Here is a 12241-nt window from a genome sequence, read left to right as displayed (position 1 = left end):
TCATGTCTTTTTCTCAAGCGGTTAGCGGCCTGAACGCCGCGGCCACCAACCTTGATGTTATCGGTAATAACATCGCCAACTCCGCCACCTATGGCTTTAAATCCGGTACGGCATCGTTTGCCGATATGTTCGCTGGTTCAAAAGTGGGGCTGGGCGTAAAAGTAGCGGGGATTACCCAGGATTTTACCGACGGTACGACAACGAACACCGGTCGCGGGCTGGACGTCGCGATTAGCCAGAACGGTTTTTTCCGCCTGGTAGACAGCAACGGTTCCGTGTTCTACAGCCGCAACGGCCAGTTCAAACTGGACGAGAACCGTAACCTGGTCAATATGCAAGGAATGCAGTTGACCGGCTATCCGGCTACCGGTACGCCGCCGACTATTCAGCAGGGGGCGAATCCTGCGCCGATCACCATTCCGAACACGCTGATGGCGGCGAAATCGACCACCACCGCATCAATGCAGATCAACCTGAACTCGACGGATGCGAAACCGGCAAAAAATCCATTCGACCCTGCCGATGCGAATACTTACAACAAAAAAGGGAGTATTACCGTTTATGACAGTCAGGGTAACGCCCACGATATGAGCATTTATTACGTTAAAAATGATAGTAATAAATGGGATGTATGGACGCTTGATAGCAGTGTTGCTGGTGCTACGGCTAATAAAGCGGCTCAGATGCACTTTACCGAGAATGGTACGCTGGATGAGATTTATAACTATAGGCTGACAAGTACACCACCCGCTTCACCGACTTGGGATTTAGCGACGACACCTAATCCAGAAAAGCAAATACAGATCACCACCGGTGAGATTAATGGCGCCACGCCTGCGGACTTCTCCCTCAGCTTCCTTAACTCTATGCAGCAGAACACCGGGGCTAACAATATCGTCGCCACCAATCAGAACGGCTATAAGCCGGGCGATCTGGTGAGCTACCAGATTAACAATGACGGCACCGTAGTTGGCAACTATTCCAACGAGCAGGAGCAGGTGCTGGGGCAGATTGTGCTGGCTAACTTCGCCAACAACGAAGGTCTGGCATCCCAGGGCGATAACGTCTGGGCGGCGACGCAGGCCTCCGGGGTAGCGCTGCTGGGGACTGCCGGTTCCGGCAACTTCGGTAAGCTGACGAACGGCGCGCTGGAAGCCTCTAACGTGGATTTGAGTAAAGAGCTGGTGAATATGATCGTCGCGCAGCGTAACTACCAGTCGAATGCGCAGACCATCAAAACCCAGGATCAGATCCTCAATACGCTGGTTAACCTGCGCTAAGCGCCTGACGGGATAGCTTAATGGATCACGCAATTTATACCGCCATGGGGGCGGCCAGCCAGACGCTTAACCAGCAGGCGGTAACGGCCAGCAACCTGGCTAATGCCTCAACGCCGGGCTTTCGCGCGCAGCTTAACGCGCTACGCGCGGTGCCCGTTGATGGCCTCTCTTTAGCAACGCGCACGCTGGTTACGGCGTCGACGCCGGGGGCGGATATGACCCCGGGCCAGTTGGACTACACCTCCCGCCCGCTGGATGTCGCGTTACAGCAGGACGGCTGGCTGGTAGTGCAAGCAGCGGATGGCGCTGAAGGATATACCCGTAACGGGAATATCCAGGTGGGTCCAACCGGGCAGTTAACCATTCAGGGACATCCGGTTATCGGCGAAGGCGGCCCGATTACCGTTCCTGAAGGGTCGGAAATCACCATTGCGGCAGACGGCACGATCTCCGCGCTCAACCCCGGCGATCCGCCAAATACGGTGGCGCCCGTTGGGCGACTGAAGCTGGTCAAAGCGGAAGGCAATGAGGTGCAACGGAGCGATGACGGTTTATTCCGCCTTACCGCCGACGCACAGGCTGAACGCGGGGCGGTACTGGCCGCCGACCCGTCTATTCGCATTATGTCGGGCGTGCTGGAGGGCAGTAACGTCAAGCCCGTTGAAGCCATGACCGACATGATCGCCAACGCACGTCGTTTTGAAATGCAGATGAAGGTTATCACCAGCGTTGATGAGAACGAAGGGCGAGCTAACCAACTGCTGTCGATGAGTTAATACAGGACATTTTATGATCAGTTCATTATGGATCGCCAAAACCGGCCTGGATGCGCAGCAAACCAATATGGATGTGATTGCCAATAACCTGGCAAACGTCAGCACCAATGGTTTTAAGCGTCAGCGCGCGGTATTTGAAGATCTGTTGTACCAGACCATCCGCCAGCCGGGCGCACAGTCGTCCGAGCAGACGACGCTGCCCTCCGGGCTGCAAATCGGTACCGGCGTGCGTCCGGTCGCCACGGAGCGTCTACACAGTCAGGGGAACCTGTCGCAGACCAACAACAGTAAAGATGTGGCGATTAAAGGGCAGGGCTTTTTCCAGGTCATGCTGCCGGACGGTACGTCAGCCTATACCCGCGATGGTTCCTTCCAGGTGGATCAGAATGGTCAACTGGTGACGGCGGGTGGTTTTCAGGTGCAGCCAGCAATCACCATTCCGGCCAACGCGTTAAGCATCACGATTGGCCGCGACGGCGTGGTCAGCGTGACCCAGCAGGGGCAGGCCGCGCCGGTTCAGGTCGGGCAGCTTAATCTGACCACCTTTATGAACGACACCGGGCTCGAAAGCATCGGCGAGAACCTCTATATCGAAACGCAATCGTCCGGCGCGCCGAACGAAAGTACGCCGGGGCTCAACGGCGCGGGGCTGTTGTATCAAGGGTATGTCGAAACGTCGAACGTTAACGTGGCGGAAGAGCTGGTGAACATGATTCAGGTTCAACGCGCCTATGAAATTAACAGTAAAGCAGTATCGACGACCGATCAGATGCTGCAGAAACTGACGCAACTCTAAGGGGCTGCCGGTGGGGTGAAGACGCCACCGGCTCCCTGATTTTGAAGATGAAGGTAATGCAAAAATACGCGCTTCACGCTTACCCAGTTATGGCCCTGATGGTCGCGACGCTGACAGGATGCGCCTGGATACCCGCTAAACCGCTCGTGCAGGGGGCGACCACGGCGCAGCCGATACCTGGCCCGGTACCGGTGGCGAATGGCTCCATATTTCAGTCTGCGCAGCCGATTAATTATGGTTATCAGCCGCTTTTTGAAGATCGTCGACCGCGTAATATCGGCGATACGCTCACGATTGTGTTACAGGAAAACGTTAGCGCCAGTAAAAGTTCGTCGGCAAATGCCAGCCGCGACGGCAAAACCAGCTTTGGTTTTGATACGGTACCGCGTTATCTGCAGGGATTATTCGGTAATTCCCGTGCGGATATGGAGGCCTCCGGCGGCAACTCTTTTAACGGTAAAGGCGGCGCGAATGCCAGCAATACCTTTAGCGGCACGCTGACCGTGACCGTCGATCAGGTTCTGGCCAATGGCAATTTACACGTCGTGGGTGAAAAACAGATCGCGATTAATCAGGGAACGGAATTCATCCGCTTCTCCGGCGTGGTAAATCCACGCACCATCAGCGGCAGCAACTCCGTTCCCTCGACACAGGTGGCGGATGCGCGGATTGAATATGTCGGGAACGGCTATATTAACGAAGCGCAAAATATGGGCTGGCTGCAACGTTTCTTCCTTAATTTGTCGCCGATGTAAGCGAGGTGTATGTGTTTAAAGCTCTTGCAGGAATCGTTCTGGCACTGGTTGCCACTCTGGCGCACGCCGAGCGTATCCGGGATCTGACCAGCGTTCAGGGCGTGCGGGAAAACTCGCTGATCGGCTACGGGCTGGTGGTCGGGCTGGACGGTACGGGAGACCAGACGACCCAGACGCCATTTACCACCCAGACGCTCAATAACATGCTGTCACAACTGGGGATTACAGTCCCCACCGGCACCAACATGCAGTTGAAAAACGTGGCGGCGGTGATGGTGACGGCGTCGTATCCGCCTTTTGCGCGACAGGGACAAACGATCGATGTCGTCGTTTCCTCAATGGGGAACGCCAAAAGTCTGCGTGGCGGGACGTTATTAATGACGCCGTTAAAAGGGGTGGACAGCCAGGTGTATGCTCTGGCGCAGGGGAATATTCTGGTCGGCGGCGCGGGCGCTTCCGCAGGCGGCAGTAGCGTGCAGGTTAACCAGCTTAACGGCGGGCGCATCACTAACGGCGCGATTATCGAACGCGAGTTGCCGACTCAGTTCGGCGCTGGCAACACCATTAATCTGCAATTGAACGACGAAGATTTTACGATGGCGCAGCAAATTACCGACGCCATCAACCGCGCCCGTGGTTACGGTAGCGCCACTGCGCTTGATGCGCGAACGGTACAGGTACGCGTGCCCAGCGGCAACAGCTCGCAGGTGCGTTTTCTGGCGGACATTCAAAATATGGAAGTCAACGTGACGCCGCAGGATGCAAAAGTCGTGATCAACTCGCGTACCGGTTCGGTGGTCATGAATAGGGAAGTGACGCTGGATAGCTGCGCTGTGGCGCAGGGCAATTTGTCAGTGACGGTCAACCGCCAGCTCAACGTTAACCAGCCTAATACGCCATTTGGCGGCGGGCAGACCGTGGTGACGCCACAGACTCAGATAGATTTACGCCAGAGCGGCGGATCGCTACAAAGCGTGCGTTCCAGCGCCAATCTGAACAGCGTAGTGCGCGCGCTGAATGCGCTTGGCGCGACGCCGATGGACCTGATGTCGATTTTACAGTCCATGCAGAGCGCGGGCTGTCTACGCGCCAAACTGGAAATTATCTGATGATCGGTGACGGTAAATTGCTGGCCAGCGCGGCCTGGGATGCGCAATCTCTGAACGAACTGAAAGCGAAAGCGGGCCAGGATCCGGCGGCGAATATCCGTCCGGTGGCCCGTCAGGTGGAGGGGATGTTTGTTCAGATGATGCTGAAAAGTATGCGCGAGGCTCTACCCAAAGATGGCTTATTCAGCAGCGATCAGACACGTCTGTATACCAGCATGTATGACCAGCAGATCGCCCAGCAGATGACCGCCGGCAAGGGATTGGGACTGGCGGATATGATGGTTAAACAGATGACCAGCGGGCAGACGATGCCTGCGGATGACGCGCCGCAAGTCCCGCTTAAATTCTCCCTTGAGACGGTAAACAGCTATCAAAATCAGGCGCTGACCCAACTGGTGCGAAAAGCAATGCCGAAAACGCCGGACAGCAGCGACGCACCGCTCTCCGGCGACAGTAAAGACTTTCTGGCCCGGCTTTCGCTCCCGGCGAGGCTGGCCAGCGAACAAAGCGGGGTACCGCATCATCTGATTCTGGCGCAGGCGGCGCTGGAGTCCGGCTGGGGGCAGCGACAAATCCTGCGGGAGAATGGCGAACCCAGTTATAACGTATTTGGCGTAAAAGCGACCGCCAGTTGGAAAGGGCCGGTGACGGAAATCACCACCACTGAATACGAAAATGGCGAAGCGAAAAAAGTGAAAGCGAAATTCCGCGTTTATAGCTCGTATCTGGAGGCGTTATCGGATTATGTCGCGCTGTTAACACGTAATCCACGCTACGCCGCTGTGACCACCGCCGCCACGGCGGAGCAGGGTGCCGTGGCCTTGCAAAACGCCGGATACGCTACCGACCCGAATTACGCGCGTAAATTAACCAGCATGATTCAGCAGTTAAAAGCGATGAGCGAAAAGGTCAGCAAAACCTACAGCGCGAATCTCGATAATCTCTTTTAAATTGCTCAAGTCCACACAGTAGCTGCCGATAACAACGAGTATTGAAGGATTAAAAGGAACCATCATGTCCAGCTTGATTAATCACGCCATGAGCGGGCTTAACGCCGCGCAGGCCGCGTTAAGTACGGTCAGTAATAACATCAACAATTATAACGTTGCGGGTTATACCCGGCAGACAACTATTCTGGCGCAGGCAAACAGTACGTTAGGGTCTGGCGGCTGGATAGGTAATGGCGTTTACGTTTCCGGCGTACAGCGTGAATATGATGCGTTTATCACCAATCAGCTACGCGGCGCGCAAAACCAGAGTAGTGGATTGAGCACGCGCTATGCACAAATGTCGAAAATCGACAACTTGCTGGCCGATAAATCCAGCTCACTGTCTGGCTCGTTGCAGAGCTTTTTTACCAGTCTGCAAACGTTAGTCAGTAACGCGGAAGATCCTGCGGCGCGTCAGGCGTTGATTGGTAAAGCGGAAGGGCTGGTAAACCAGTTCAAAACCACCGATCAGTATCTGCGCGATCAGGATAAACAGGTCAATATCGCGATTAGCTCCAGTGTGGCGCAAATCAATAATTATGCTAAGCAGATAGCTAACCTGAACGATCAAATCTCCCGTTTGACGGGCGTAGGCGCGGGCGCATCGCCGAACGACCTGCTCGATCAGCGTGACCAGTTAGTCAGCGAGCTTAACAAGATTGTTGGCGTCGAGGTGAGCGTACAGGACGGCGGCACCTATAACCTGACGATGGCCAATGGCTATACGCTGGTGCAGGGTTCGACGGCGCGTCAGTTGGCGGCAGTACCCTCCAGCGCCGACCCGACACGAACGACTGTCGCTTATGTCGATGAGGCCGCAGGTAACATCGAAATTCCAGAAAAGTTGCTGAATACCGGCTCGCTCGGCGGGCTACTGACGTTCCGCTCTCAGGATCTGGATCAGACCCGTAATACACTGGGCCAGTTGGCGCTGGCGTTTGCCGATGCATTCAACGCGCAGCATACCAAAGGTTATGACGCTGACGGCAATAAAGGGAAAGACTTCTTTGGCATTGGCTCGCCGGTGGTGTATAGCAACAGTAATAATGCGGATAAAACGGTATCGTTAACCGCTGAGGTGGTCGACAGCACGAAGGTTCAGGCGACGGATTATCAGATTGTTTTTGACGGTACAGACTGGAAGGTTACTCGCCTGGCGGATAACACCACCTTCACGGCGACAAAAGATGTTGACGGAAAACTGGAGATTGACGGTCTGAAAGTGACGGTGGGCACCGGCGCGCAGAAGAACGACAGTTTCCTTCTGAAGCCGGTCAGTAATGCTATCGTCGACATGAAAGTTAAAGTGACGAATGAAGCCGAGATTGCGATGGCTGCCGAGTCAAAACTCGATCCTGATGTGGATACCGGCGATAGCGATAACCGCAATGGCCAGGCGTTGTTGGACTTACAAAACAGCAAGGTAGTGGGCGGCAACAAAACCTTTAACGATGCCTACGCCACGCTGGTCAGCGATGTGGGTAACAAAACGTCAACGCTGAAAACCAGCAGCACCACGCAGGCGAATGTGGTTAAACAGCTTTATAAGCAGCAACAGTCGGTTTCCGGCGTTAATCTAGACGAAGAGTATGGCAATTTGCAGCGTTATCAGCAGTATTATCTGGCGAATGCGCAAGTATTGCAGACCGCGAACGCGCTGTTTGATGCGTTACTGAACATTCGCTAAGGGAGAAGGATGACATGCGTATCAGTACCCAGATGATGTATGAGCAAAATATGAGCGGCATCACTAACTCTCAGTCCGAATGGATGAAGTTGGGCGAGCAGATGTCTAGCGGTAAGCGCGTTATCAATCCATCTGACGATCCGATCGCCGCGTCGCAGGCGGTGGTGCTCTCCCAGGCGCAGGCACAGAATAGCCAGTACGCCCTGGCGCGTACTTTTGCCACCCAAAAAGTTTCGCTGGAAGAAAGCGTACTCAGTCAGGTGACGACGGCGATTCAAACCGCACAGGAAAAAATTGTCTATGCCGGAAACGGCACGTTAAGTGACGATGACCGCGCTTCGCTGGCGACGGATTTACAGGGTATCCGCGATCAGTTGATGAACCTGGCAAACAGTACTGACGGTAATGGTCGCTATATCTTCGCCGGGTATAAAACGGAAGCGGCGCCTTTCGATCAGGCGACGGGGAATTACCATGGCGGTGAGAAAAGTGTTACCCAGCAGGTGGATTCCGCACGCACGATGGTGATTGGCCATACGGGAGCGCAAATTTTTAATAGCCTTACCAGCAATGCAGTGCCGGAACCTGATGGCACGGACTCTGAAAAGAATTTGTTTGTCATGCTTGATACGGCGATTGCAGCGCTCAAAACGCCGGTGAAAGGCAATGATGTGGAAAAAGAAAAGGCTGCCGCCGCCATTGATAAAACGAATCGCGGCTTAAAAAACTCGCTTAATAATGTCCTGACCGTTCGTGCGGAACTGGGGACGCAACTGAGCGAACTCAGTACGCTGGATGCCCTGGGAAGTGACCGTGCGCTGGGGCAGAAGCTGCAGATGAGCAATCTGGTGGATGTGGACTGGAACTCGGTCATCTCCTCCTACGTGATGCAACAGGCGGCATTACAGGCCTCCTATAAAACGTTTACCGATATGCAGGGAATGTCGCTTTTCCAGTTGAACCGGTAACATCTCTTTTTGAAACATATCACGAAACTGGATATGTTTTGTCTGCCCGCGCCATCCACCCCGGCGCGGGCATTTTTTTAGTCGTTATATTGTCGCGCCCGTAGCGACGCCATCCGTACGGTTTATTATCCGGTCCGATTTCGTAAGCGCCTTGAGTGACTAAAAGACGCCATGGGGGGATGCGTTGCCCTGATGCACTGCCCTGCAAGGGGCATAAAAAAGCCGACCTGGTGGTCGGCTTTGTATCAGCGGTTACCTCATTCTACCGGCTGTGGACGTGTCGCCGGAGCGCTGGCGTGACGCGTGGCGCTGTGTCCGCCTGCGGCGCCTTTACCTTCAAAGTGGAAGGAAGGGCGATGCCAGTCGCTATGGTGCGGGGCTTCCGGCACATATTCCGGCGCTGGCGCACGCGTCATTGGCGCGCTGGCGTGGTTATGATCGTCAACGCAGACAACATCCTGCGTCTTTTTCTCTACCTGGGTCGGTGCGATAACGGTTTCTTCTGCCGTGTGCTCCACAACAGCCGCTTCCGCTTTTGTCTCTTCTTCTGGCTCGACAACGACAACCTCAGCCACGTTTTCAGCAACCGTAATGGACGTGTCGGCGGTTTCTGCTGCTGGTTCGGCGTCAGCAATAACCTCTTGCGCCACCGGCGTATCGCTTTCGGCAATCAGTTGCGGCTGCTCATCAACCGACGCGGCAATCACTTCCGGATGCGTTGTCTCGATGTCGACGGCTTCTGGTGCCTGTGGTTCGGCGACGATCTGCGGCTCAACGGCAACATTTTCTACTGCCTGTACCGACGTTTCTGGTTCGAACGCCACGGTCGCAGCGATAACCTGCTGTTCAGGGACGACAGCTTGTGGCAGCGCCAGTTCCACTTCACGCTGCTCTTCAACCTGCGTTTCCTGAGAACGAACAATCGGGTAGCGGACCCAGACTTTACCGGATGCCATTTCCGGCGACGCGCAGGCGACGGTTAACGGCATCGGCGATTGTGTCGGATAGCGTTCGTCACGATAGCGACGACGACGCTGACCGCTTACGCGCAGGTGGCGCGGAGAACGGCGGGAGCGACGCGGCATGCCAGTATTATCGCGAGGTTCTACACTATCGTCCTGCTCCGTTGCGATATCGGCAACGACCGGTAAATCGACTTTCGCCAGTTCGGTACGCGGCGCTGAAACGGGCTGTTCAACGTTTTCAACCGGGCGCGGTTCGTCGACGACGACTGGCGTGTCAACCGTTTCAACCGCCGCACTGTTAGTAAAGCGGACTTTCTGATTAAGCTGACGCTGCTTACGGCGCGGCTGAACCTGCTGAACGCGCTCTTCCTGTTCGGTCTCCTGGACAGGCTGCTCTTCGCGGTTAAGCGCTTTTACTTCCTGCTGCGCCTGACGCTTGTCATCATTGCGGCGGCGGTTGCGTTCGCGACGCGGCGTCTGTTGCTGCTCATCGCCGGTTTTCGCTTTTTCCGCCGTTTCCTGCTGGCGGGTATCGCGCGCTTCTGCATTTTGCTGCTGTGCCTGGCGACGGTTACGACGATTATCGTCGCGGCTCTCGCTGCCATCACGCTCGGCACGGTTATCACGGGTGTCACGGCGTTCGTTGCGATCGCGACGGTTGTTCTGCCGAGGCTTGCGACGATCCTGCTGACGTTCCGGTTTTTCTTCCGCTTTCGGCGCGGCTTTTTCGACGGTTTTCGTCTCTTCATCACCGCTGAACAGTTGTTTCAGTGCGTTAAGGAAACGGCTAAACAGACCCGGCTGTGCAGGCTGCGCGGCGGTAACATTGTCCTTTTTCGCCGTGGCGACGCTAACCGCCGGTTCGGCAGGCGTCGGCGCCGGAGGCACATCTGGCATAGCGAACGTCGCCAGCGCAGGCTGTTCCGGGCGTTTACGCTCGGCGTACTCTTCTTCAGAAGGCAGCGCCATCGCTTCTTCGTGCAGTTTCGGCAGCATGTAGCTCAGGGTCGGCGTTTCTTCCCCTTTGCGTACGCGCAGCACGGAATAGTGCGGCGTTTCCATCTGATCGTTCGGGACGATGACACAGCGGACGCCATCCTGACGCGTCTCAATAGCGTTAACTGCCGTCCGCTTTTCGTTAAGCAGATAAGAGGCGATCGGCACCGGAACAATGGCATGGACTTCCTGCGTATTCTCTTTCAGCGCTTCTTCTTCAATCAGGCGCAGAATAGACAGCGACAGAGATTCGTTATCGCGCACGGTGCCGGTACCACTACAGCGCGGACACACGTGATGGCTGGATTCGCCCAGCGACGGACTCAGGCGCTGACGAGACATCTCCAGCAGGCCGAAGCGGGAAATATGACTAATCTGAATACGCGCCCGGTCCTGACGCACCGCTTCACGCAGGCGGTTTTCTACCGCGCGCTGGTGACGTACCGGCGTCATATCGATAAAGTCGATAACGATCAGGCCGCCCAGGTCGCGCAGACGCAGTTGGCGGGCAATCTCGTCGGCCGCTTCGAGGTTGGTGTTGAACGCGGTTTCTTCGATATCGCCGCCGCGAGTTGCGCGAGCGGAGTTGATATCGATGGCGGTTAACGCTTCGGTGCTGTCAATGACGATGGAGCCACCGGACGGCAGGCGCACTTCACGCTGGAATGCCGATTCGATCTGCGATTCGATCTGGTAATGGCTGAACAACGGGATTTCACCGGTGTACAGCTTAATTTTGCTGGTAAAATCCGGGCGGCCCAACGCGGCGATATGCTGACGCGCCATTTCCATCACTTTTGGGTTGTCGATCAGGATTTCACCGATATCCTGACGCAGATAATCGCGAAACGCGCGTACGATGACGTTGCTTTCCTGATGGATCAGGAACGGCGCAGGACGACTTTCAGCGGCTTTCTGAATGGCTTCCCAGTGTTTCAGGCGGAAGCTTAAATCCCACTGCAACGCTTCTGCGGATTTACCCACGCCCGCGGTACGCACAATAAGCCCCATTCCTTCAGGGAGCTCCAGGCTGGCCAGCGCTTCTTTTAACTCGGTACGATCGTCACCTTCAATGCGGCGGGAAATACCACCCGCGCGCGGGTTATTCGGCATCAAAACCAGGTAGCTGCCCGCCAGACTGATAAAGGTGGTTAACGCCGCGCCTTTGTTGCCGCGTTCTTCTTTATCGATTTGAACAATGACTTCCTGGCCTTCACGTAACACATCTTTGATGTTCGGGCGACCATGAGCGCTGTAGTTAGCGGGGAAATATTCGCGGGCAATTTCTTTTAACGGGAGGAAACCGTGACGTTCTGCGCCGTAATCAACAAAAGCCGCTTCCAGGCTCGGTTCAATACGGGTAATTTTGCCTTTATAGATGTTTGCTTTTTTCTGCTCGTGTCCGGGGCTTTCTATATCCAGATCGTACAGACGCTGCCCATCTACAAGGGCGACGCGCAACTCTTCCTGCTGAGTCGCGTTGATTAACATTCTTTTCATCGTAACTTACTCATTATTCTTACGTTGACGACTAAGCTGCGGGCATGGTGACGCCTTACCGGGCATGAACCGATGGCCTCGTGACTATTTCGCGTCGCCAACCTCACGGTTATCGTCAGCTCAAAGAGGCGCAGAGTGTCGGTTGCCTGTATTTCATACGGAAACACAGCGCAATTATCAGGGAAGCAGCCTGGGCATTACTCTCCAGAGAAGATCCTATCTACCGGTAAGGACTGCAACCCGCAGCCCGCTAACTGTCTGAAAAATCAATACGTCTTACGCCATTGCTGCGTTGATGATCGGTCAGACAAAATGGGTTATTCCGCTAAACTTTTTGTTTTAACAAGTTTCGGTGCGGAAACCGCATCATTATTCCACTGCTAACCTTGTTATAGCAAGATGACTTTTACCATTTATCAC

Annotated in this window: 9 protein-coding genes; 8 read left to right on the top strand and 1 reads right to left on the bottom strand. The window is 55.1% G+C overall.

What is annotated here, in order from left to right; all coding sequences use genetic code 11:
- Window positions 1-2 precede the first annotated feature (2 nt).
- The 8 genes from flgE (at window position 3) to flgL (ending at window position 8360) form a co-directional block, all read left to right on the top strand.
- A complete protein-coding gene (flgE, locus tag AC3G3F_RS19440; protein WP_488395586.1) occupies window positions 3-1280 on the top strand; it encodes a flagellar hook protein FlgE in 1278 nt (425 codons plus the stop codon).
- Window positions 1281-1300: 20 nt separating this feature from the next.
- Window positions 1301-2056: a flagellar basal body rod protein FlgF gene (locus AC3G3F_RS19435; RefSeq protein WP_023248222.1), complete on the top strand. Its 756-nt coding sequence runs from the start codon at window positions 1301-1303 to the stop codon at window positions 2054-2056.
- 13 nt (window positions 2057-2069) lie between these two features.
- On the top strand, window positions 2070-2852 hold the full coding sequence (gene flgG, locus AC3G3F_RS19430; RefSeq protein WP_000625851.1) for a flagellar basal-body rod protein FlgG: 783 nt from the start codon (window positions 2070-2072) through the stop codon (window positions 2850-2852).
- A gap of 56 nt (window positions 2853-2908) precedes the next feature.
- Complete coding sequence (flgH, locus tag AC3G3F_RS19425; RefSeq protein ID WP_001174897.1) at window positions 2909-3607, top strand: flagellar basal body L-ring protein FlgH; 699 nt, start codon at window positions 2909-2911, stop codon at window positions 3605-3607.
- A gap of 11 nt (window positions 3608-3618) precedes the next feature.
- Window positions 3619-4716: a flagellar basal body P-ring protein FlgI gene (locus AC3G3F_RS19420; protein WP_001518955.1), complete on the top strand. Its 1098-nt coding sequence runs from the start codon at window positions 3619-3621 to the stop codon at window positions 4714-4716.
- Entirely contained in the window at window positions 4716-5666 is a 951-nt protein-coding gene (gene flgJ, locus AC3G3F_RS19415) for a flagellar assembly peptidoglycan hydrolase FlgJ (RefSeq protein ID WP_023176188.1), read from the top strand. Before AC3G3F_RS19420 ends, flgJ begins: the two co-directional genes overlap by 1 nt.
- A gap of 64 nt (window positions 5667-5730) precedes the next feature.
- On the top strand, window positions 5731-7392 hold the full coding sequence (flgK, locus tag AC3G3F_RS19410) for a flagellar hook-associated protein FlgK (protein ID WP_023248226.1): 1662 nt from the start codon (window positions 5731-5733) through the stop codon (window positions 7390-7392).
- Between the two features lie 14 nt (window positions 7393-7406).
- The gene (gene flgL, locus AC3G3F_RS19405; protein ID WP_023248227.1) at window positions 7407-8360 is read left to right on the top strand and encodes a flagellar hook-associated protein FlgL; all 954 of its coding nucleotides are present in this window, start codon (window positions 7407-7409) and stop codon (window positions 8358-8360) included.
- 257 nt (window positions 8361-8617) lie between these two features.
- On the opposite strand, the gene rne is transcribed toward flgL, so the two are convergent.
- Window positions 8618-11821 carry a ribonuclease E gene (rne, locus tag AC3G3F_RS19400; protein ID WP_488395583.1) on the bottom strand — a complete coding sequence of 1068 codons (3204 nt, stop codon included), beginning with the start codon at window positions 11819-11821 and terminating at the stop codon, window positions 8618-8620.
- Between the last annotated feature and the right edge of the window lie 420 nt (window positions 11822-12241).

Source organism: Salmonella sp. FC25216 (genome assembly GCF_057751355.1).
Note: the sequence above shows the minus strand (reverse complement) of the source record. Positions and strands in the feature narration are given on the sequence as shown.

Coding starts and splice junctions, on each gene's coding strand:
- rne (WP_488395583.1), bottom strand. CDS start 11,821: ATGAAAAGAATGTTAATCAACGCGACTCAGCAGGAAGAGTTGCGCGTC.
- AC3G3F_RS19435 (WP_023248222.1), top strand. CDS start 1,301: ATGGATCACGCAATTTATACCGCCATGGGGGCGGCCAGCCAGACGCTT.
- flgJ (WP_023176188.1), top strand. CDS start 4,716: ATGATCGGTGACGGTAAATTGCTGGCCAGCGCGGCCTGGGATGCGCAA.
- flgG (WP_000625851.1), top strand. CDS start 2,070: ATGATCAGTTCATTATGGATCGCCAAAACCGGCCTGGATGCGCAGCAA.
- flgE (WP_488395586.1), top strand. CDS start 3: ATGTCTTTTTCTCAAGCGGTTAGCGGCCTGAACGCCGCGGCCACCAAC.
- flgL (WP_023248227.1), top strand. CDS start 7,407: ATGCGTATCAGTACCCAGATGATGTATGAGCAAAATATGAGCGGCATC.
- flgH (WP_001174897.1), top strand. CDS start 2,909: ATGCAAAAATACGCGCTTCACGCTTACCCAGTTATGGCCCTGATGGTC.
- flgK (WP_023248226.1), top strand. CDS start 5,731: ATGTCCAGCTTGATTAATCACGCCATGAGCGGGCTTAACGCCGCGCAG.